This window comes from Pseudomonas sp. SWRI179 (assembly GCF_014268705.1).
In the GTDB taxonomy this organism is placed as follows: Bacteria; Pseudomonadota; Gammaproteobacteria; order Pseudomonadales; family Pseudomonadaceae; genus Aquipseudomonas; species Aquipseudomonas zanjanensis.
This window is the reverse complement of the sequence record NZ_JABWRA010000064.1, coordinates 1-25,272: the sequence shown is the minus strand read 5'-3', so window position 1 is coordinate 25,272 and position 25,272 is coordinate 1. Positions and strand designations below refer to the sequence as shown.

At 63.4% G+C, this 25,272-nt stretch carries 2 protein-coding genes; both read left to right on the top strand.

Translation table 11 applies throughout. The annotated features are described in order from the left end of the window. Positions 1-129, top strand: a complete 129-nt coding sequence (locus tag HU767_RS29110; RefSeq protein ID WP_264083856.1) for a hypothetical protein — start codon at positions 1-3, stop codon at positions 127-129. After that, the coding region (locus HU767_RS25545; RefSeq protein ID WP_186730792.1) for a non-ribosomal peptide synthase/polyketide synthase at positions 126-25,272 on the top strand (25,147 nt) is incomplete at its 3' end. The genes HU767_RS29110 and HU767_RS25545, both read left to right, overlap by 4 nt.

Below are 25,272 nucleotides of genomic sequence, written 5' to 3'. Positions count from 1 at the left end.
ATGAAATTTATCTTTGCGCGTGTGGTGGGTGACGTTGTTGCAACCGGCCGTCCGGCCAAGCGCTGCCATGAGCAGCAACAGGGCCGTCTGCTGTCGGCCAGCGTTCGGGTGTCGGAGGGGCGGGCATGAACCAGTCCCTGTCATTTTCGCAAACCTACCCGTTGACGGCCGCCCAGCGAGACATCTGGCTGGAGCAAATGGTCCAGGGCGATTCCCCGTTGTACAACATCGGCGGTTACCTGCACATCGAGGGCGCGGTTGACCCCGAGCGGTTCCAGCAGGCGATCGACTTGCTGGTGCAAAAACATGATGCCCTGCGCACGGTATTGCTCTGTGAAGCTGACACAGGTGGCGTGCCGATGCAGACGCTGGTCGATACGCTGGCGGTGCAGGTGCCCGTGCATGATTTGTCTGAACAGTCCGACCCGCAGGCATCGGCACAGGCCTGGGTCCAGCAGCGGATGGCGATGGCGTTCTCGCTGGACGGGGGGCCGCTGTTGCGCCTGGCGCTGCTCAAGCTCAATGACGCTTCGTTTTATTTCGTCATCCAGGTGCATCACATTGTCCTGGATGGCTGGAGCATCGGCTTGATGTTCAAGGAACTCGGCGAGCTCTACAGCGCGCTGGAAAGCAACCAGGCGCCAGACGTATCGGCGCCGTCCTACGTGGCGTTCATCGAGGACGATGCCCGCTATCGCGACTCTCCACGGTTTGCCCGTGAACGAGCGTACTGGCTGGAAAAATACCAGGAAGTCCCACCGCCCTTGTTCGTGGCCCGCCACCGTGATCGCTACCCTGGTCGCATGGCCCCCAGTCGCCATGCCGTATGGCCCTACGCCCAGGCGCTGAACGAGCGAATCGATGCCTTGGCGCAACTGCACCAGTCGTCCCGCTCGGCTGTGTTGCTGGCTGCGCTGTATGTTTATTTTGCTCGCACCACTGCCCGTGAAGAGCTGGTGATCGGCTTGCCGATCCTGAATCGGTCCAACGCGTCCTTCAAGAAAACCATGGGCATGTTCACCCAGGTGAGCGCCGTGCGGTTGCGCTTTGGCGCCGACCTGTCATTCGGCGAGCTGGTCCACGAGGTGGCGCGCACGCTCAAGCAAGACTATCGCCACCAGCGCTTCCCCCTGAGCGACATGAACCGATCGCTGGAGCTGCTGCAGGGTAACCGCGGGCAGTTGTTCGACATATCGTTCTCTTATGAACTGGACGACCACCAATTCATGTTCGGGCAAGCCCCGGCCCGTTCGGTGAAGTACTCGAACGGTCACGAACAGATGCCGTTGGCCATTCACATCCGGAGCAACCCGCACGACGATAACGATTGGTTGCACTGGATCTACAACGCGGCATTTTTCCAGGACGGTGAAATCGAGGCAATGGCCGAGCGCTTCATGCAGGTGCTGGAGCAAGGCTTGAGCAATGACGCATTGCCGATCCGCGGGTTTGTGCTGCCGACGCCGGCCGAAGCCCGCCAGCTACAGGCTTGGAACGCGGACGATGGGCAGCACTATGCGCATGACCGCACGATCCACGGCCTGTTCGAAGCGCAAGCAACCGCGCAGCCCGATGCGGTGGCGGTGGTGCATGAAGACCAGGCATTGACCTACGGCGAGCTCAATACCCGGGCGAACCAGGTTGCCCATCGCCTGCTGGCGCTGGGCGTTCGCCCGGATGACCGGGTGGCGATCTGTGTCGAGCGTGGCCTGGACATGATCGTCGGCTTGTTGGGGATCCTGAAGTCCGGCGCCGGTTACGTGCCGCTGGACCCTGCCTATCCAGCGGAGCGCCTGGCCTTCATGCTCGAGGACAGCACCCCGGTGGCGTTGCTCGCCCAGTCGGCGCTGGAGGCGCAACTGCCGGCGCTGTCTGCCCCGGTGTTATGGCTCGATCAGCCCGCCAGCGCGGGGATCGCCGAGCAATCGTTGCATAACCCCGACGTCGCGGCGCTGACGTCGCATCACCTGGCCTACGTGATCTATACCTCGGGCTCCACCGGCTTGCCCAAGGGCGTGATAGTCGAGCACCGCAACGTCGCGCGGCTGTTCTCGGCGACCCAGCCCTGGTTTGATTTTGGCCCGCAGGATGTGTGGGCGCTGTTCCATTCCTTCGCTTTCGATTTTTCGGTCTGGGAAATCTGGGGGGCGTTGACCCGCGGCGGCCGGTTGTTGGTGGTGCCGCAATGGGTCAGCCGTTCCCCGCAAGACTGCTACGCACTGTTGTGCGAGGCCGGTGTGACGGTACTGAACCAGACGCCAAGCGCCTTCCGGCAATTGATCGCGGCCCAGGGCGAAAGCGACCTGCGCCACAACTTGCGCCAGGTGATTTTTGGTGGGGAAGCGCTGGACACCCGCATTCTCAAGCCGTGGTATGCCCGTGCAACCAATGCCGGGACGCAGTTGGTGAACATGTATGGCATCACCGAAACGACGGTGCACGTGACGTATCGTCCCCTTGAAGCGGCGGACGCTCAGTGGGGCGGGGTCAGCCCGATCGGCAAGCGTATCCCTGATCTGCGCCTGTACCTGCTCGACCCGTACGGCCAGCCCGTGCCGGTGGGCGTGGAAGGCGAGTTGTATGTCGCTGGCGCGGGGGTGGCGCGAGGTTACCTGAACAGGCCCGAACTCAATGACAGCCGTTTCATCGCCGATCCGTTCGACAGCACTGCCGGGGCCCGGATGTATCGCACCGGCGATCTCGGTCGCTGGCAGGAGAACGGTGAGCTGCATTACGTGGGCCGCAACGACGAACAGGTGAAAATCCGTGGCTTCCGTATCGAGCTTGGCGAGATCGAGACGAAGCTGGCGGCATGCGAGGGTGTACGCGAAGCGGTGGTCATCACTCGTGAAGACACGCCGGGCGACCAACGCCTGGTGGCCTATCTGATCGCCAACGAAGGCGCACAACTGTCGGCGGTCGAACTGCGTTCGCAGCTGCTGGGCTCGTTGACGGACTACATGGTGCCCAGTGCCTTCGTGGTGCTTGAGGCATTCCCGTTGACCACCAACGGCAAGCTCGATCGCAAGGCCCTGCCGGCGCCCGATGCGCAGGCGTATGTCCATCGCATTTTCGAAGCGCCGGTAGGCGACGTGGAAATTGCCCTGGCCGGGCTCTGGACTGAACTGCTCGGCGTCGAACAGGTGGGGCGCCATGACCGCTTCTTCGAACTGGGCGGCCACTCGCTGCTGGCGGTCAAGCTGATCGAGCGCATGCGCCAGGTCAATCTGGACACCGATGTGCGGGTGCTGTTCGGCCAGCCAACCCTGGCGACACTGGCGGCCGTCACGGGGACCCGCGGCGGCATCGTCGTACCGGACAACGCCATTGCCCACGATGCCCAGCGCATCACACCGGACATGCTGCCACTGGCAACGCTGACCCAGGGCGAGATCGACCGTATTGTCGCGGCGGTGCCGGGCGGGGTGAGCAACGTCCAGGACATCTACGCGTTGGTGCCGTTGCAGGAGGGCATTCTTTATCATCACCTGGCGACCACCCAGGGCGACCCCTATCTGCTGCAAGCACTGTTGCGCGTGGGCAGTCGCGAGCAGTTGGATACGTTCGTCCAGGCCTTGCAGGCGGTGATCGAACGGCACGACATCCTGCGTACGTCGGTGATGTGGGAAGACCTGGGCGAGCCGGTCCAAGTGGTCTGGCGCCAGGCCCGGCTGACGGTGGAAGAACTCGCCTTGAATGCCGCCGATGGCGACATCGCCGAGCAGTTGCGGGTCCGCTTCGATCCTCGTCATACCCGCTTCGACCTGCGCCAGGCGCCGATGATGCGCATCCACGTGGCCGAAGACCTCGTCAATGGCAGTTGGGTCGCGGTGTTGCTGTTTCATCATCTGATCGACGATGCCACGTCCCTGGGCATGCTGGGCAAGGAAATCGAGGCACACCTGGAAAACCGTGCGGGTGAGCTGCCCAGGTCCGTGCCTTATCGCAACTATGTGGCGCAGGTGCGCTTGGGCAGCGATCCTGGCCAACATGAAGCGTTCTTCAGCGAAATGCTCGGGGACGTGGACGAGCCGACGCTGCCGTTCGGCTTGCAGGATGTGCAGGGCGACGGCACCGGTATCGAAGAAGCTTCGCTGGCCCTGGCTGCCGACTTGACCCAGCGCCTGCGCACCCAGGCACGACGCCTGGGGGTTAGCACGGCGAGCCTGCACCATTTGGCCTGGGGCCAGGTGGTGGGGCGTTTGTCCGGTCGACAGGATGTGGTGTTCGGGACGGTGTTGATGGGGCGCCTGCACAGCGGCCAGGATGACGGGCATGCCTTGGGCATGTTCGTGAACACGCTGCCGTTGCGTGTCGAGGCCGGAGGGCAGGGGGTACTGGCTGCGCTGAAAACCACCCACGAGCGCCTGGCGGCGTTGCTCGGCCACGAGCATGCGCCATTGTCCCTGGCGCAGCGTTGCAGCGGGGTCGCCGCACCGACGCCACTGTTCAGCGCATTGCTCAATTACCGGCAGACCGCGGTGGCCGCGCAGGCACCCAAGGACGCCGGTCAGGCGCGAACCTGGGCCGGGGTCGAGATCCTCGGCGGCGAAGAGCGGACCAACTACCCACTGTCGCTGTCGATAGACGATCTGGGCGAGTCGTTCGGGTTGACGGTGCAAGCCGTGGCCGGCATCGGCGCGCAGCGTATTTGCGCCTACATGAATACGGTACTCGAAGCGCTGGCCGATGCCCTCGATCAGACTGTCGACACGCCACTGCATGACCTGGATATTGTCCCCGCTCACGAGCGTCGGCAGTTGGTCGAGGACTTCAATGCCTTTGATACGGCCTACCCGGCGGGTTTGCTGATCCATCAGTTGTTCGAAGCCCAGGTCCAGGCCCGGCCGGATGCTGTGGCGCTGACCTATCAGGACGCGTGCCTGAGCTACGGTGAGCTGAATCGGCTGGCGAACCAGATTGCCCATCGCCTGATCGAGCAGGGAATCGGTGCCGATGATCGTGTGGCGATCTGCGTGGACCGCAGCCTGGAAATGGTCGCGGGGCTGGTGGGTATTCTCAAGGCCGGCGCCGCTTATGTGCCCCTGGACCCGGCCTATCCGAGCGAACGCCTGGCCTACATGCTGGAGGACAGTGCGCCCAAGGCGCTGCTGACCCAGCGCGATTTGCAGGCGCGCTTCGCGCAACCGAGCGTGCCGGTGTTGCTGCTCGACGCCGAGGAGCGCGATGGTGCCGGCATCAGCGCCCAGCCGCAAACCGATCCGCATGTGAGCGGCCTGGGCCCCGACAACCTGGCGTATGTCATTTATACCTCGGGTTCTACCGGTCAGCCCAAGGGCGTTGCCATGCCGCACCGGGCCCTGGTCAACCTGATGCAGTGGCAAATCGAACAGGCCCGCCAGCAGGGACGTGCGAGCGCACGCACCTTGCAGTTCGCGGCCCTGGGCTTTGACGTTGCCTTCCAGGAGATGTTCAGCACCCTGTGCGCCGGTGGCGAATTGTCGTTGATCCATGCCGATGTCCGGCTGAATTTCCACCGTTTGTTCCAGCACATCCGCGAACAGCGCATCGAGCGCCTCTACCTGCCCTGTGTCGCCTTGCAGGCGTTGGCCGAAGCGGTGGTGGGCGACGGTGAGCGCGGGCCGCTGGCCTGTCCACTGCTGGATGTCATCACCGCGGGCGAGCAACTGCGCATCACGCCACAGATCCGTGAGTTTTTCGTCCGCCTGGATGGCTGCCGCCTGCACAACCACTACGGGCCGACCGAGTCCCACGTCGCCACCGCGCTGACCTTGCCGGACGATGTCGGCGCCTGGCCTACGCTGCCGGCCATCGGGCACCCGGTGGCCAACACGCGCATCTATCTGCTGGACGAACACCTGCGTCCGGTTCCGGCCGGCGTGGCGGGCGAGATCCACATCGGCGGCGTGTGCGTTGCCCGTGGCTACCTGAACCGCGACGACCTCAGCGGCGAGCGTTTCATCCGCGATCCGTTTGCGGTGGGTGGCCAGGCGCGCCTGTACAAGACCGGTGACCTGGGACGCTACCAGCCCGACGGTTGCATTGAATACCTGGGGCGCAACGACGATCAGATCAAGATCCGCGGTTTCCGTGTCGAGCTGGGAGAAGTCGAGGCCAGGCTTTGCCAGCAGGCCGGGATCAAGGAGGCGGCGGTCATCGCCCGTGAAGACAGCCCTGGCGACAAACGCCTGGTGGCGTATTTCACGCCTGCGGTGGCGGATCTTTGTCCCGACGCCGATGCGCTGCGCGCCCATCTGCAAGCACTGTTGCCGGACTATATGGTCCCGGCGGCCTATGTGCGCCTGGAAAAACTACCCCTGTCGCCCAACGGCAAACTGGACCGACGGGCGCTGCCGGCACCCGAGGCGGACGCCTTTGCCAGTCGAGCCTATGAAGCACCGCTGGGTGAGGTGGAGACCGTGCTGGCGCGGCTGTGGACCGAGGTCCTCGGCGTGGAGCGGGTGGGCCGCCATGACCACTTCTTCGAGCTGGGCGGGCATTCACTGTTGGCCGTGAAGCTGATCGAAGGCATGCGCCAAGTGGGCCTGAGCGCCGATGTGCGCGTCTTGTTCGGTCAGCCGACCCTGGCGGCCCTGGCCGCGGCGGTGGGCGGTCGCGCTGACATCGTGGTGCCGGCCAATGGCATCGTCGCCGGTTGCCAGCGGATCACGCCGGCCATGCTGCCGCTGGTGTCGTTGGACCAGCCCGCCATCGACCGGATTGTCGCCACGGTGCCTGGCGGGGTCGCGAACGTACAGGACATCTACCCGCTGGCCCCGCTGCAAGAGGGGATTCTCTACCACCACATTGCTGCGCAAGCGGGCGACCCCTATTTGCTGCAAGCCACGTTCGCCCTGGACAGCCGTGCCCGGCTCGATGGGTTCGTCCAGGCGTTGCAGGCGGTGATCGATCGGCACGACATCCTCCGGACCGCCGTGCTTTGGGAAGGCTTCGACCAGCCCTTGCAAGTGGTTTTGCGCCGTACCGAGCTGCTGCTCGAAGAACCGCTGCTGGACCAGGCCCAGGGCGACATCGCCACGCAACTACAAGCGCTTTTCGACCCTCGGCATTGTCGCCTGGATTTAGGCAAGGCGCCGCTGATGCGCCTGGCGTGTGCCTGGGACAGTGCCCAGCAGCGCTGGGTGGCGATCCTGCTGTTCCACCACATCGCCCTGGACCATACGGCCCTGGACGTGATGCAGGACGAAATGCTGGCGTGCCTCAACGGTGAGGGCGAACGCCTGGACGCCGCCATGCCGTACCGCAATTATGTGGCGCAGACCCTGCTGGGCGTCAGCCGCGAGCAACACGAAGGTTTCTTCCGCGACATGCTCGGTGATGTCGAGGAGCCGACGTTGCCGTTCGGGCTGCGTGAAGTACAGGGCGACGGCCGGGGCGTCGACGAGGCCAAGCTGAACCTCGATAGCGCATTGAGCCTGCGCCTGCGCCAGCAGGCGCGCCAGTTGGGCGTGAGCCCGGCGGCCCTGCATCACCTGGCGTGGGCCAGGGTCCTTGGACGCTTGTCCGGGCGCGAAGATGTGGTCTTCGGCACCGTGTTGTTGGGCCGCATGCAGAGCGGCGAAGGCTCTGACCGTGCGCTGGGCATGTTCATCAATACCTTGCCGCTGCGGGTGAAAGTGGGCGCCGAGGACGTACGCACGGGCGTCAAGGCGACCCATGAGCGCCTGACCGCGTTGCTCGGTCATGAACACGCCTCGCTGGCGCTGGCCCAGCGCTGCAGCGGCGTGCCGGCTGCGTTGCCGTTGTTCAGCGCCTTGCTGAACTACCGCCACAGCCCGCTTCAGGACAACGACGGCATCGAGCGTTGGGCGGGGGCGCAGGTGCTGGCGGTCATGGAACGGACCAATTATCCGTGCATGGTGTCGGTCGATGACCAGGGCGAAGGCTTCTTGTTGACTGTGCAGACCGCTGGCGCCGTCGATGCCCGGCAGGTCGGCGCCTACATGGAGACCGCCCTGGCGAGCCTGGTGGAGGCGCTGGAATTCGCGCCTCGATCACCGGTCAACGGGCTGGATATCCTGCCGGGTGACGAGCGTTGGCAGTTGTTGCGGGATTTCAACGCCACCGAGGCTGACTATCCGCGCAAGCAGACGATCCATGGGTTGTTCGAGGCGCAGGTGCAGCGTACGCCGGATGCGGTGGCGGTGATCCGTGGCGAGCGGCGCCTGACTTATCGCGAGTTGAACGAACGGGCCAACCGCTTGGCCCATCACCTGCGCAAGCAGGGCGTGGAGCCGGATTCGCGGGTGGCGATCTGTGTCGAGCGCGGTATCGACATGGTTGTTGGGTTGCTGGCGATTCTCAAGGCCGGTGGCGGTTATGTGCCGCTGGATCCGGCGTACCCGCTGGATCGGATTGCCTACATGCTCGAAGACAGTGCGCCGGCGGCGGTGTTGGCGCAGGCTGCAACGGTCGGGTTGTTGGCCGGTGCTTCGATGCCAGTGATCGATTTGGACAGCGAGCTGTGGCAGGACGAGTCCGTCCGGAATCCGGAGGTCGCTGAGCTGACGTCCTCGCACCTGGCCTATGTCATCTACACCTCGGGTTCGACTGGCCTGCCTAAAGGCGTGATGATCGAACACCGCAACACGGTGAACTTCCTGACCTGGGCCCATCGTTCGTTCGACTCAAAGATATTGTCGAAAACCTTGTTCTCGACCTCGCTGAACTTCGACTTGGCCGTCTACGAGTGCTTCGCGCCGCTGACCTCCGGCGGCAGCATCGACGTGGTCACTAATGTGCTGGAACTGCAACAGGGCGAGCACGACATCACCCTGATCAACACCGTGCCGTCAGCGCTCAAGGCGTTGCTGGAGTCGGGTGGGTTGGGCAAGGGCGTCGACACGGTGAACGTCGCTGGTGAAGCCTTGAAGCGCAGCCTGGTGGAAACGTTGTTCGAACAGACCCAGGTCAAGCGCCTGTGCAACCTCTACGGCCCGTCGGAGACCACGACGTATTCGAGTTGGGTGTCGATGGCCCGTGAGGAAGGATTTGCCGCGCACATCGGCAAACCGGTGGCCAACACTCAGTTCTATCTGCTGGATGAACACAAACAACCGGTGCCATTGGGCGTACTGGGAGAAATCTACATCGGTGGCGCTGGGGTTGCTCGTGGTTATCTCAATCGTGACGACCTCACGGCCGAGCGTTTCCTGAAAGACCCGTTCAGCACGGCTCCAAACGCCCGCATGTATCGTACTGGCGACCTGGGCCGGTACCTGCCGGATGGCAACATCGAATACCTGGGCCGCAACGACGATCAGGTGAAGATCCGTGGTTTCCGCATCGAGTTGGGCGAGATCGAAGCCAAGCTCGCCCGCCACCAAGCGCTGAAAGAAACCGTGGTCCTGGCCCGCGAAGACATACCGGGCGACAAGCGCCTGGTGGCCTATTTCACCCAACACTCGCCGGACGAAGCCGTCGACATCGAAACCCTGCGCGCTCACCTGCAAACCCAACTGCCTGACTACATGGTACCCATGGCCTACGTGCGCCTGGATGCATTGCCCCTGACGCCGAACGGCAAACTCGACCGCAAGGTCCTGCCGGCACCGGACCTCGATGCCGTCATCTCCCGAGGCTACGAAGCCCCGCAAGGCGAAACCGAAACCGTCCTGGCGCAAATCTGGCAGGACCTGCTGGGCCTGGAGCAAGTCGGTCGCCACGACCATTTCTTCGAACTGGGCGGGCATTCCCTACTGGCGGTCAGCCTGATCGAGCGGATGCGCCAGGCCGGTCAGAGCGCCGACGTGCGCGTGCTGTTCAATCAACCGACCCTGGCTGCGCTGGCCGCCGCGGTGGGTGATGACGGTGATGAAGTCAACGTCCCGGCCAACCTGATTCCACTGGGTTGCACCCACATTACTCCGGCGATGCTGCCCCTGGCCGCGTTGAGCCAGGAGGCCATCGACCGCATCGTGGCGGCCGTACCGGGTGGTGCGCGCAATGTGCAGGATATTTATCCGTTGGCGCCATTGCAGGAGGGCATTCTCTACCATCACCTGTCGGCCGGGCAGGGCGATCCCTATGTCTTGCAGGCACAGTTTGCCTTTGACAGTCGTGACCGCCTCGACGCTTTCACCCAGGCCCTGCAGGGGGTGATCGACCGCCATGACATCCTGCGCACCGCCATGGCCTGGGAAGGTCTGGACGCGCCAGTGCAGGTGGTCTGGCGCAAGGCATCGCTGGGCGTGGAGCAAGTGCTCCTCGGTACCGGGGGTGGCGACATCGCCGGTCAATTGAAGGCGCGTTTTGACGCCAGCCAGCATCGCCTGGATATCCGTGAGGCGCCGTTGATGTGCATCCGGTTTGCCGAGGATGTGCTCAACCAGCGTTGGGTGGCGAGCTTGCTGTTCCACCACATGGCGCTGGACCATACGGCGCTGGACGTGGTGCGACACGAGATGCAGGCGCACCTGCTGGGCCAGGCCGGCCAGTTGGGCGAGGCGGTGCCGTATCGCAACTACGTGGCCCAGGCCTGCCTGGGCGTGAGCCGTGAAGCGCACGAGGCATTTTTCCGCGACATGCTCGGTGCCATCGACGAGCCGACGCTGCCGTTCGGCCTGCAGGATGTACGCGGCGATGGCAGCCTTGTCGAGGAAGCCCGGCAGGGTCTCGCGACTGATTTGAGCCGACGCCTGCGCACCCAGGCCCGCCGTCTGGGGGTGAGCGCGGCGGCCTTGCATCACTTGGCCTGGGCCCAGGTATTGGGCCGCGTTTCGGGGCGCGACGAGGTGGTGTTTGGCACGGTGCTGATGGGACGAATGCAGGGCGGCGAAGGCGCCGACCGGGCCTTGGGGATGTTCATCAACACCTTGCCGATTGGCGTACAGGTCGGTGCGCAAAGCGTGCGCGACGGTGTCCTGGCGACCCACGCACGGCTGACCGGCCTGTTGGGCCATGAACACGCCTCCCTGGCGTTGGCCCAGCGTTGCAGTGGCGTCACGGCACCGACGCCGCTGTTCAGTGCGTTGCTCAACTACCGCCATTCGGTCGCCGAGCCCATCGCGTTGCAAGCGTCGTCAGCCTGGCAAGGGATCGAGGCCCTGGGCGGCGAAGAACGCACCAATTATCCGCTGACGATGAGCGTCGATGACCTGGGGGAAGATTTCAGCCTGACGGCGCAAGTCGAGCCCCGGATCGGTGCGCAACGCGTCTGTGGCTATCTGCAGGTGGCGTTGGAAAACCTGGTTGATGCGTTGGAGCATGCGCCGCAGGCGCCGTTGCACAGCCTGGCAATAATGCAGTCGGTCGAACGCAAGCAATTACTTGAAAGCTGGAATGAGACGGAGGCGGTGTATGCCCATGACGCCTTGATTCATGGGCAGTTCGAGGCCAAGGCCTCGGCGCAGCCTGACGCGGTGGCAGTGACGTTCGAAGATCGGACGCTGACCTACGGCGAACTCAACGCTCGAGCGAACCAGGTCGCCCATCGTCTGTTGTCCCTGGGTATTCGCCCGGATGACCGGGTGGCGATTTGCGTCGAACGTGGCCTGGACATGATCGTTGGCCTGCTGGGCATCCTCAAGGCCGGTGCAGGGTATGTGCCGTTGGACCCGGCCTATCCGGCCGAACGCATCGCCTACATGCTCGAGGACAGCGCTCCCGTGGCAATCGTGGTACACGCCGCAACCCGAGACCTGCTGGCCGAGGAGGCGGTGCGCGTCATCGACCTCGACAGCCCGACGCTACACAGCCAGGCCTTGGCCAATCCTCAAGTACCAAGCCTGACTTCGTCGCACCTGGCCTACGTGATCTACACCTCCGGCTCCACCGGATTGCCCAAGGGCGTGATGGTCGAGCACCGCAACGTCGCACGGCTGTTTTCCGCGACCCAGCCATGGTTCGAGTTTGGCCCGCAGGATGTGTGGGCGCTGTTCCATTCCTTCGCCTTCGATTTCTCGGTCTGGGAAATCTGGGGCGCATTGACCCATGGCGGCCGCTTGCTGGTGGTGCCGCAACTGGTCAGCCGTTCACCGCAAGACTGCTATGCCTTGTTGTGCGAGGCCGGGGTGACCGTGCTGAACCAGACGCCGAGTGCCTTCCGCCAACTGATCGCGGCCCAGGGTGAAAGCGACCTGCAGCACAGCCTGCGCCAGGTGATCTTCGGTGGCGAAGCCCTGGAAACCGGCATCCTCAAGCCGTGGTATGCCCGCGAGGGCAATGCCCGGACGCAACTGGTCAATATGTACGGCATCACCGAAACGACGGTGCACGTGACGTACCGTCCGCTCGAAGCGGCCGACGCGCAGTTGGCCGGTGTCAGCCCGATCGGCAAGCGTATTCCCGACCTGCAACTGTACGTGCTCGACGCCCGGCGCGAGCCGGTACCGGTGGGCGTGGTCGGCGAAATGTATGTGGGCGGTGCGGGTGTCAGTCGTGGCTACTTGAACCGTGACGAACTGACCGCCGAGCGTTTCCTCGCCAACCCGTTCAGCCCCGAGCCGAACGCCCGGATGTACAAGACCGGTGACCTGGGGCGCTGGCTGGCGGACGGCAGCATCGAATACCTGGGCCGTAATGACGACCAGGTGAAGATCCGTGGTTTCCGTATCGAGTTGGGCGAGATCGAAGCGGCGTTGGCGGCTTGCGAGGGGGTCAGCGAGGCGGTGTTGATTGCCCGTGAAGACGAGCCGGGCGACAAGCGTTTGGTCGCTTACGTGATTGCCAACGAAGACGTGCAACTGTCGGCCGCCAAGCTGCGCACCGAATTGTTGGGTTCGCTCGCGGAATACATGGTACCGAGCGCCTTCGTGACATTGGCCTCCTTCCCGCTGACCACCAACGGCAAGCTCGACCGCAAGGCGCTGCCGGCACCGGATCAGTCGTCGGTGGCGACTCGCGAATACGAAGCCCCGCAAGGCGAGGCCGAGACCGTCATCGCCGCGATCTGGCAAGACCTGCTGGACCTGGAACGAATCGGTCGTCACGACAACTTTTTCGAGCTGGGCGGCCACTCGCTGTTGGCCGTAAAAATGATCGAGCGCATGCGCCACGCTGGCTTGAGTGCTGACGTGCGGGTGCTGTTCAGTCAGCCAACGCTGGCCGCGCTGGCTGCTTCGGTCGGCGGGCACACCGAAGTCGTGGTACCGGCCAATGGCATCCCGGATGGCTGCACACGGATTACCCCGGGCATGTTGCCGCTGGCCGAGCTGTCTCAGGATGAGATTGAGCACATTGTCGCGACAGTGCCCGGTGGCGCGGCGAACGTTCAGGACATCTACGCCCTGGCGCCTCTTCAAGAAGGGATTTTGTACCATCACCTCGCCGCTGCCCAGGGCGACCCCTACCTGCAGTATGTGATGTTCGCCTTCGACAGCTTCAGCCGTCTGGACGATTTCACCCAGGCGTTGCAGGCTGTCGTCGCCCGTCACGATATTCTGCGCACGGGCGTGCTCTGGGAAGGCCTGGCCGAACCCGTTCAGGTGGTCTGGCGTGATGCCCGGTTGGCGGTTGAGTCGGTCGTGCTGGATCCGGCGGTCGACGATATTGCCACGCAGTTGCATGAGCGTTTCGACCCCCGGCACTATCGCCTGGACATCCGTCAGGCACCGTTGATGCGGGTCGCTTATACGCAAGACACGGTGAACCAGCGCTGGGTGGGCATCCTGCTGTTCCACCACCTGGTGGACGATGCCACGTCGCTGGCGGTGCTGTCGGCCGAAATCGAGGCGCACATGCTCGGTCAGGCGCAACGCTTGCCGGCCTCGGTGCCGTACCGCAACTACGTGGCCCAGGCCCGGTTGGGGGTGAGTCGTGAGGCTCACGAACAGTTTTTCCGCGACATGCTCGGCGACATTGACGAGCCGACGCTGCCGTTCGGCTTGCAGGATGTGCAAGGCGATGGTAGCGGCATCGAGGAGGTCCGCCAGGACGTCGAGGTGGACCTGAGTCGCCGGTTGCGGGCCCAGGCGCGTCAACTCGGTGTGAGCGCGGCGAGCCTGTACCATCTGGTCTGGGCGCAGGTGCTGGGTCAGGTAGCCGGTCGCGAAGACGTGGTGTTCGGCACGGTGCTCATGGGCCGGATGCAGGGCGGCGAGGGGGCCGACCGTGCGCTGGGGATGTTCATCAATACCTTGCCGTTGCGAGTGAGCCTGGGACAAACCAGTGTTCATGCCGCTGTGAAAGCAACCCATGCACGGCTGACTGAGTTGCTGGGCCACGAGCACGCCTCGTTGGTGCTGGCGCAACGCTGCAGTGGCGTGGAGGCGCCGACGCCGTTGTTCAGTGCCTTGCTCAACTATCGCCACATTGGCTCGACGACCTCGACCGAGGCATTGTCGGCCTGGAACGGTATCCAGGTGCTCGGTGGCGAAGAGCGGACCAACTACCCGTTGACATTGTCGGTGGATGACCTGGGCGAAGCATTCAGCTTCACCGTCATGACCCCGGCGCGGATCGGCGCCCAGCGCCTTTGTGGTTACGTGCAGCGAACGCTGGAGGGGCTGATCCAGATGTTGGAGCAGACGCCGGAGGCGCCGCTGCATCGGCTGTCGATCCTGCCCGCTTCGGAGTATGAGCAACTACTGGTGGCGTTCAACGCCACGCAGTCGGATTACCCGCTGGAACAGACGATTCATGGGTTGTTCGAGGCGCAGGTGCAGCGTACGCCGGATGCGGTGGCGGTGATTCGCGGCGAGCAGCGCCTGACTTATCGCGAGTTGAACGAGCGGGCTAACCGCCTGGCCCATTACCTGCGCAAGCAGGGTGTACAACCGGATTCGCGAGTGGCGATCTGCGTCGAGCGCGGTATCGACATGGTCGTGGGGCTGTTGGCGATCCTCAAGGCCGGTGGTGGTTATGTGCCGTTGGACCCGGCGTATCCGCTGGATCGGATTGCCTACATGTTGGAAGACAGTGCGCCAGCAGCGGTGTTGGCGCAGGCTGCAACGGTCGGGTTGTTGGCCGGTGCTTCGATGCCAGTGATCGATTTGGACAGCGAGCTGTGGCAGGACGAGTCCGTCCGGAATCCGGAGGTCGCTGAGCTGACGTCCTCGCACCTGGCCTATGTCATCTACACCTCGGGTTCGACTGGCCTGCCTAAAGGCGTGATGATCGAACACCGCAACACGGTGAACTTCCTGACCTGGGCCCATCGTTCGTTCGACTCAAAGATATTGTCGAAAACCTTGTTCTCGACCTCGCTGAACTTCGACTTGGCCGTCTACGAGTGCTTTGCGCCGCTGACCTCCGGCGGCAGCATCGACGTGGTCACTAATGTGCTGGAACTGCAACAGGGCGAACACGACATCACCCTGATCAACACCGTGCCGTCAGCGCTCAAGGCCTTGTTGGAGTCCGGAGGGCTGGGCGAGGGCGTCGACACGGTGAACGTCGCCGGTGAAGCGCTCAAGCGCAGCCTGGTGGAAGCGTTGTTCGAGCAGACCCAGGTCAAGCGCCTGTGCAACCTCTACGGTCCTTCGGAAACCACGACCTATTCAAGCTGGGTATCGATGGCCCGCGAAGACGGGTTTGCCGCGCACATCGGCAAACCGGTGGCGAATACGCAGTTCTATCTGCTGGATGAACATAAACAACCGGTGCCATTGGGCGTACCGGGGGAAATCTATATCGGTGGCGCTGGGGTCGCTCGTGGTTATCTCAATCGTGATGACCTGACGGCTGAACGCTTCCTGAAAGATCCGTTCAGCACGGCTCCAAACGCTCGCATGTATCGCACCGGCGACCTGGGCCGCTACCTGCCGGACGGCAACATCGAATACCTGGGCCGCAACGACGACCAAGTCAAGATCCGTGGTTTCCGCATCGAACTGGGTGAGATCGAAGCCAAGCTTGCCCGCCACGAAGCGCTGAAAGAAACCGTAGTCCTGGCCCGTGAAGACGTGCCGGGCGACAAACGCCTGGTGGCCTATTTCACCCAGAACTCACCAGTCGACATCGAAGCCCTGCGCACGCACCTGCAAGCGCAGTTGCCAGCGTATATGGTGCCCGCCGCCTACGTGCGCCTGGATGCACTGCCCCTGACACCGAACGGCAAACTCGACCGCAAGGCCCTGCCGACACCAGACCTCGACGCGCTGATCACCCGAGGCTACGAAGCCCCACAAGGCGACACCGAAACCGTCCTGGCGCAAATCTGGCAGGACCTGCTGGGCCTGGAGCAAGTCGGTCGCCACGACCATTTCTTCGAACTGGGCGGGCATTCCCTACTGGCCGTCAGCCTGATCGAGCGGATGCGCCAGGCCGGGCTGAGCGCCGACGTGCGCGTACTATTCGGCCAACCCACCCTCGCGGCGTTGGCCGCAGCAGTGGGCAGGGGGCGCGAAGTCGTCGTGCCGGCCAACCGGATCCCGCGCGACTGCGCGTGGATCACGCCCGACATGCTGCCACTGGTTATCCTTGATCAGGACACCATCGACCGCATCGTGTTGACGGTACCGGGTGGTGTGCGCAATGTGCAGGATATCTATCCGCTGGCACCGTCGCAGGAAGGCATCCTCTATCACCACCTTTCAGCCGAACAGGGCGATCCCTATGTGTTGCAGGCTCGGTTTGCCTTGCAGGGCAGGCAGCGTCTCGACGATTTCGTCCAGGCCCTGCAAGGTGTCATCGACCGCCATGACATCCTGCGTACCGCCATGCTGTGGCAAGGCCTCGACGCGCCTCTGCAGGTGGTCTGGCGCGAAGCCCGGCTGGGGCTGGAGGAACTCGTCCTGGATCCGCAAGCCGGGGATATCATTCAGCAGCTACATAGCCGTTTCGACGCCAGGCGCTATGCCCTGGACATTACCCAGGCGCCGCTGATCCGTCTGGCATTTGCAGAGGACAAACCCAACCAGCGCTGGGTCGCGATGTTGCTGTTTCACCACATGGCCCTCGATCACACGGCGCTGGAAGTGGTGCGAAACGAAATGCAGGCGAACCTGCTGGGGCAGGCCGATCAGTTGGGCGAAGCGGTGCCGTATCGCAACTATGTGGCCCAAGCCTGCCTGGGCGTCAGCCGTGAAGAGCACGAGGCGTTTTTCCGCGAAATGCTCGGTGACATCGACGAGCCGACGCTGCCGTTCGGCTTGCAGGATGTCCAGGGTGATGGCGCTGATATCGAGGAAGCCAGGCTGGTCCTCGACAGCGGTCTGAGCCGTCGCCTGCGTCGCCTGGCGCGTCAGTCGGGCGTGGGCGCTGCCAGCTTGCACCATTTGGCTTGGGCTCAGGTGTTGGGGCGTGTCTCGGGTAAGAACGATGTGGTGTTCGGTACGGTGCTGATGGGCCGGATGCAGGGCGGCGAAGGTGCCGACCATGCCTTGGGCATGTTCATCAACACCTTGCCGCTGCGCGTCGCTGTCGATGACCGGGACGTCAAGGCCGGCTTGAAGGCGGTCCACGGGCGATTGACCGCATTGCTGGGGCATGAGCATGCCTCGTTGGCATTGGCCCAGCGCTGCAGCGCGGTCAGTGCACCCACACCCTTGTTCAGTGCCTTGTTGAACTACCGTCACTCCAGCGAACAGCCCGGGTCGGAAGATGCCCTGTCGGCTTGGCAGGGCATCGAGACCCTGGGCAGCGAAGAGCGCACCAATTACCCGCTGACGCTGTCGGTAGACGATTTGGGTGAAGATTTCGCCCTGACCGTTCTTGCCGTCGCCGGCGTTGGCGCCGGGCGGGTCTGCGGCTATATGAATGCCGCGCTGCAAAGCCTTGCCACGGCATTGGAATCCAGTTACGCATCACCACTGTACAGTCTGGATATATTGCCGTCAGCCGAGCGCCAGCAACTGCTGACAGGCTTCAACACGACCACTTGCGACTATCCACGCGATAGCACCGTTCACGCCGTGTTCCAGGCGCAGGTCCTCGCCCGTCCAGATGCCACGGCCGCGGTACAGGGCGGGCAAGGCCTGACTTACCGCGAACTCAATGCCAGGGCGAACCGCCTGGCTCATCATTTGATCGAACTGGGCGTACAACCGGGCCAGCATGTGGCGATCCTGTTGGAGCGTTCGCTTGACCTGCTGGTCAGCCAGTTGGCTGTCCTCAAGTGCGCGGCGGTCTATGTGCCACTGGACATCAACGCGCCAACGGAACGTCAGCAGTTTATGGTGCGCGACAGCGGCGCGGGCGTGGTACTGACCGTCGGTGGCAAAACGCTGGAGCCTGGCACTCGGCGTGTGGACTTGGACAGGGTCGCCCTCGACAGCCTGCCAGCCCATGACCCGCAACTGCCACAGTCGAGCGAAATGCCGGCCTACATCATGTACACCTCAGGCTCCACCGGCACGCCGAAAGGCGTGCTGGTGCCACACCGGGCGATCAATCGGTTGGTGATCAACAACGGCTATGCCGATTTCAACGCCCGGGACCGGGTCGCCTTCGCCTCCAACCCGGCCTTCGACGCCAGTACCCTGGACGTCTGGGCGCCGTTGCTCAACGGCGGTTGCGTGGTGGTGGTCGAGCAGGAGGTGTTGCTGTCCCAGGAACGTTTTGCCGCGCTATTGGCCGAGCAGTCGGTCAGCGTGTTGTGGATGACGGCCGGTCTGTTCCATCAATACGCTTCGGGACTGACGGATGTTTTCCGGGAATTGCGCTATCTGATCGTAGGTGGCGATGTACTCGACCCGGCGGTCATCGATCATGTCCTGAAAGAAGGGGCGCCGGTTCATCTGCTCAATGGCTACGGCCCGACGGAAGCCACGACGTTCTCCACCACCCACGAAATCAAGACCGTGGGCGCGGGCAGCATCCCGATCGGTCGGCCGCTCGGCAACACCCGGGTCTACATATTGGATGCATACCAGCAGCCAGTGCCCATCGGCGTGGCGGGCGAGTTGTACATCGGTGGCGATGGCATCGCAAAAGGTTATCTGAACCGCCCCGAACTGACCGTTGAGAAGTTCGTCGCCGATCCGTTCAGTGCCGATCCGGATGCCTTGCTGTACCGCACCGGCGACCTGGCGCGCTGGTTGCCGGAGGGTACGGTCGAGTACCTGGGGCGTAACGACGACCAGGTGAAAATCCGTGGTTTCCGCATCGAGCCGGGCGAAATCGAAGCCAGGCTCGCCAAGCATGACGACGTCAAGGATGCTGTGGTCCTGGTGCGCGAAGACGTCCCGGGCGAGAAGACCCTGGTGGCATACTTCACGCTGCGCGAGCAGAGCGAGGCCAAGGATATCCAGGCCCTGCGCGCGCATCTGCAAGCGCAGTTGCCGGACTACATGGTCCCGGCGGCTTATGTGCACCTTGATGTATTGCCGTTGACCGCGAACGGCAAAGTGGATCGCAAGGTACTGCCTGCACCGGATGTGCATGCGCTCGTTACCCGTGACTATGAAGCCCCGCAAGGCGAAGTCGAAGCGACGCTGGCGTTGCTGTGGGCAGAGCTGCTCGATGTGGAGCGGGTCGGTCGCCACGATCACTTCTTCGAACTGGGCGGCCATTCGCTGTTGGCGGTCAAGCTGATCGAGAAGATGCGTCAGCTCGGCTTGAGCGCCGATGTGCGGGTGCTGTTCAGCCAGCCGACCCTCGCGGCGCTGGCCGCGGCGGTGGGCGGCGGGAGCGAGGTGCACGTCCCGGCGAACCTGATTGTCGCGGGCTGCGCACGGATCACCCCGGCCATGTTGCCATTGATGGATCTCGATCAGGAGGCGATTGACCGGATCGTGGCGACGGTACCGGGCGGTGTTGGCAACGTGCAGGACATCTATCCGCTGGCGCCCTTGCAGGAAGGCATTCTCTATCATCACTTGGTCGCCGGGCAGGGCGATCCCTATGTCTTGCAGGCGTCGTTCGAGTTGCAGAGTCGAGAGCGGCTGACGGCGTTCGTGGACGCCTTGCAATACGTCATCGACCGGCATGACATCCTGCGCACCAGCGTGGTGTGGCAAGGCTTCGACTCGCCGATACAAGTGGTGTGGCGCGAGGCGAAACTGCACCTGGAGGAGGTCGCCCTTGACGGCGCCGCAGGCGATGTCGCCGCCTGGTTGCAGAGCCGTTTCGACCCGCGGCATTACCGCCTGGATATCACTCAGGCGCCGATGATGCGGCTGGCCTTCGCCGAAGATGCATCCAACCAGCGCTGGGTGGCGGTGCTGTTGTTCCACCATATGGCGCTGGATCACACCGCCATGGAGGTGGTGCAGCACGAAATGCAGGCACACCTGCTGGGTGAGGCGGATCAATTGGGTGCCGCGGTGCCGTATCGCAACTACGTGGCCCAGGCCCGGTTGGGAGCGGGCCAACAGGCGCACGAAGCGTTTTTCCGCGAGATGCTTGGCGACATGGATGAGCCAACACTGCCGTTCGGTTTGCAGGATGTGCAGGGCGATGGACGGGATATCGAACACGCCTCGCAACCGTTGGATGCGGCGTTGAGCTTGCGTCTGCGAGCCCTGGCGCGTCAGCTCGGCGTGAGTGCCGCGAGCCTGGTGCACCTGGCCTGGGCGCAGGTGTTGGGCAAGGTGTCCGGCAAGCAGGACGTGGTGTTCGGCACGGTACTGATGGGCCGGATGCAGGGTGGTGATGGTGCTGACCGGGCACTGGGCATGTTCATCAATACCTTGCCTCTGCGCGTTGATGTGGGTGAGCAAACGGTACGCACGGGAGTGAAAACAACCCATGCACGGTTGACCGCATTGCTGGGGCATGAACATGCACCGCTGGTGCTGGCGCAACGCTGCAGTGGCGTGGAGGCTCCCCTGCCGCTATTCAGTGGGCTGTTGAACTACCGCCATAGCGTTGTGGCCGACTCATCGGCGCAGTATCAAGCCGCATGGTCCGGTATCGAGGGGCTTGGTGGCGAAGAGCGCACCAACTACCCGCTGACATTGAACGTCGATGACTTGGGCGAAGGTTTTACCTTGTCTGTGTTGGTGACATCACCGGTCGGCGCGCAACGGGTGTGTGCCTATATGCACACGGCGTTGGAACGTCTGGCGGATGCGTTGGAACAGGCACCTGACTCGGCATTGCGTGAGCTGTCGATTGTGCCGGCAGCGGAGCGCGAACAACTGCTGGTGGCGTTCAACGCCACCGAGGCCGATTACCCGCGGCAACAGACGATCCATGGGCTGTTCGAAGATCAGGTGCAACGTACGCCGGATGCCGTCGCGGTGATCCGTGGCGAGCAACGCCTGAGCTACCGCGAGTTGAACGAACGGGCCAACCGCCTGGCCCATTACCTGCGCAAGCAGGGCGTAGAGCCGGACTCGCGGGTGGCGATCTGTGTCGAGCGCGGTATCGACATGGTTGTTGGGTTGCTGGCGATTCTCAAGGCCGGTGGCGGTTATGTGCCGCTGGATCCGGCGTACCCGCTGGATCGGATTGCCTACATGCTCGAAGACAGTGCGCCGGCGGCGGTGTTGGCGCAGACGGCGACCCTTGAATTGCTGGCAGGCGCATCGATGCCAGTGGTCGATCTGGACAGCGGGCTGTGGCAGGACGAGTCCGTCCAGAATCCCGAGGTCACCGAGCTGACGTCCTCGCACCTGGCTTACGTGATCTACACCTCGGGTTCGACCGGCCTGCCTAAAGGCGTGATGATTGAACACCGTAATACGGTGAACTTCCTGACCTGGGCCCATCGTTCGTTCGATTCGCAGACCTTGGCTAAAACCCTGTTCTCGACTTCGCTGAACTTCGACTTGGCGGTCTACGAGTGTTTCGCGCCGCTGACGTCTGGCGGCAGCATCGAAGTGGTCACTAATGTGCTGGAACTGCAACAGGGCGAGCACGATATCACCCTGATCAACACTGTGCCGTCAGCGCTCAAGGCGTTGCTGGAGTCCGGTGGTGTAGGCGAGGGCGTCGACACGGTCAACGTCGCTGGTGAAGCCTTGAAGCGCAGCCTGGTGGAAACGTTGTTCGAACAGACCCAGGTCAAGCGCCTGTGCAACCTCTACGGCCCGTCGGAGACCACGACGTATTCGAGTTGGGTGTCGATGGCCCGTGAGGAAGGCTTTGCCGCGCACATCGGCAAACCGGTGGCCAACACCCAGTTCTATCTGCTGGATGAACACAAACAACCGGTGCCATTGGGCGTACTGGGGGAAATCTACATCGGTGGCGCTGGGGTTGCTCGCGGTTATCTCAATCGTGACGACCTCACCGCCGAGCGTTTCCTGAAAGATCCGTTCAGCCTGGCTCCAAACGCCCGCATGTATTGCACTGGCGACCTGGGCCGGTACCTGCCGGATGGCAACATCGAATACCTGGGCCGCAACGATGACCAGGTGAAGATCCGTGGTTTCCGCATCGAACTGGGGGAGATCGAAGCCAAGCTCGCCCAGGCGCCAAACATCAAGGAAACCGTGGTCCTGGCCCGCGAAGACATACCGGGTGACAAGCGCCTGGTGGCCTATTTCACCCAGAATTCACCAGTCGACATCGAAGCCCTGCGCACGCACCTTCAAGCGCAGTTACCGGCCTACATGGTGCCTGCTGCCTACGTTCGCCTCGACGCACTGCCGCTGACACCGAACGGCAAACTTGATCGCAAGGCCCTGCCGACACCAGACCTCGACGCGCTGATCACCCGTGGCTACGAAGCGCCGCAAGGCGAAATCGAAACCACTCTGGCGCAAGTCTGGTCTGAGCTGCTCAAGGTTGAACGCGTCGGGCGTCATGACCACTTTTTCGAACTGGGCGGGCATTCGTTGTTGGCCGTGACGCTGATCGAGCGGATGCGTCAGGCCGGATTGAGTGCCGATGTGCGTGCGTTGTTCAGTCAACCCACCCTGGCGGCGCTGGCGGCGGCCGTCGGCGGTGGTAATGAGGTGAGTGTTCCGCAGAACCGGATTCCCTCGTGCTGCGAACACATCACCCCGGCCATGCTGCCATTGGTCACGCTGGACCAGCAAACCATCGACCGGATCGTGTCGACGGTACCGGGTGGGGTGCGCAACGTGCAGGACATTTATCCGCTGGCACCGTTGCAGGAGGGCATCCTTTACCATCACCTCTCGTCTGAACAGGGCGATCCTTATGTGCTGCAGACGCAGTTCGCTTTCGACAGTCGCGAGCGCCTCGATGATTTCACCCAGGCCTTGCAAGGCGTGATCGACCGCCACGACATCCTGAGAACGTCCATGGCCTGGGAAGGACTGGAGGCGCCGGTGCAAGTGGTCTGGCGTGAGGCCGTGCTGGGTATCGAGCAAGTGAGTCTGCGGCTTGAGGACGGAGACATCGCTCGCCAACTGCAGGCGCGTTTCGACGCTCGGCACCATCGCTTGGATATCCGTCAGGCGCCGCTGCTGTGTATCCGCTTTGCGCAAGATGCAGTCAACCAGCGTTGGGTGGCCACCCTGTTGTTCCACCACATGGCGCTCGATCATACGGCGCTGGAGGTGGTACGACACGAGATGCAGGCCTATTTGCTGGGGCAGGCCGACCAGTTGGGCGCCGCGGTGCCGTATCGCAACTATGTGGCCCAGGCGCGCCTGGGTGTCGGCGCGCAGGAGCACGAAGGGTTCTTCCGCGAGATGCTCGGCGACGTCGATGAGCCGACGCTGCCATTCGGCTTGACCCAGGTCCAGGGCGACGGGCGCGGCATCGAGGAAGTCTCGGCGTCGGTCGATGAGGACCTGAGCCTGCGTCTACGGGCTCAGGCCCGCCGACTGGGCGTGGGTGCCGCGAGCCTGATCCATCTGGCCTGGGCCAGGGTCCTGGCGGTGGCTTCGGGCCAGGAAAACGTGGTCTTCGGTACGGTGCTGATGGGGCGGATGCAGGGCGGTGAGGGTGCTGACCGGGCCTTGGGCATGTTCATCAACACCTTGCCGATCTGCGTGCCGGTGAATGGGCAAAGCGTGCGGGACGCGGTGAAGACCACCCACGCGCGCCTGACCGGGCTGCTGGGGCATGAGCATGCTTCCCTCGCCTTGGCCCAACGCTGCAGTGACGTGGCCTCGCCAGCACCGCTGTTCAGCGCGTTGCTGAACTTGCGCCACAGTTCGTTGCAGGTGACCGATGAGGGCCTGTCGGCCTGGAACGGCATGCAAATGTTGTCCAGCGAGGAACGCACCAACTATCCGCTGACGTTGAACGTCGATGACCTGGGTGAAGGCTTCAGCCTGACGGTGCAGGTCGAGTCCCGGATCGGTGCGCAACGTATCTGTGATTATGTGCAGGTGGCCCTGCAGAGCCTGGTCGATAGCCTGGAACATGCGCCGCAAACGGCGGTGCGCAACCTCACGGTGCTGCCGGCGGCCGAACGCACGCAACTGTTGGAAACCTGGAATGCGCCAGAAGCGACCTATGCCCATGACGCGCTGATCCATCGCCAGTTCGAGGCCCAGGTCGCGACGCAACCCGACGCGGTGGCGGTGGTGTTCGAGGATCAGGCACTGACCTACGGCGAACTCAACGCCCAGGCCAACCAACTCGCCCATCGCCTGCTGTCGCTGGGCGTTAACCCGGATGACCGGGTGGCGATCTGTGTCGAACGTGGCCTGGACATGATTGTCGGCCTGTTGGGCATCTTGAAGGCGGGCGCTGGCTACGTACCGCTGGATCCGGCTTCTCCGGCGGAACGTATCGCCTACATGCTCGAGGACGGTTCCCCCGTGGCCATCGTGGTGCATGCCGCCACCCATGGGCTGCTGGCCGAAGAGTCCGTACGGGTGATCGAACTCGATAGCCCGGCGTTGCGCAGCCAGTCCACCGTCAACCCGCAAGTGCCGGGCCTGACGTCCTCGCAGTTGGCCTACGTGATCTACACCTCGGGTTCGACCGGGTTGCCCAAGGGCGTGATGGTCGAGCACCGCAACGTCGCCCGGCTGTTCTCGGCGACCCAGTCCTGGTTCGATTTTGGTCCGCAAGACGTCTGGGCGTTGTTCCATTCCTTTGCGTTCGATTTCTCGGTTTGGGAAATCTGGGGCGCGTTGACCCATGGCGGCCGCTTGCTGGTGGTGCCGCAACTGGTCAGCCGTTCTCCGCAAGAGTGCTATGCGCTGTTGTGCGAGGCCGGGGTCACTGTCCTCAACCAGACGCCAAGTGCTTTCCGCCAATTGATTGCCGCGCAAGGCGAGAGCGATCTGCGCCACAGCCTGCGCCAGGTGATCTTTGGCGGGGAAGCATTGGAAACCGGGATGCTCAAGCCTTGGTTCGGCCGTGCAGCCAATGCCGGGACACAACTGGTGAACATGTACGGCATCACCGAAACGACGGTGCACGTGACCTATCGCCCCCTGGAAGCGGCCGACGCGCAGTTGGCGGGTGTCAGTCCGATCGGCAAGCGTATTCCCGACCTGCAACTGTACGTGCTCGATACCCGGCGCGAGCCGGTGCCGGTGGGTGTGGTGGGTGAGATGTATGTGGGGGGGG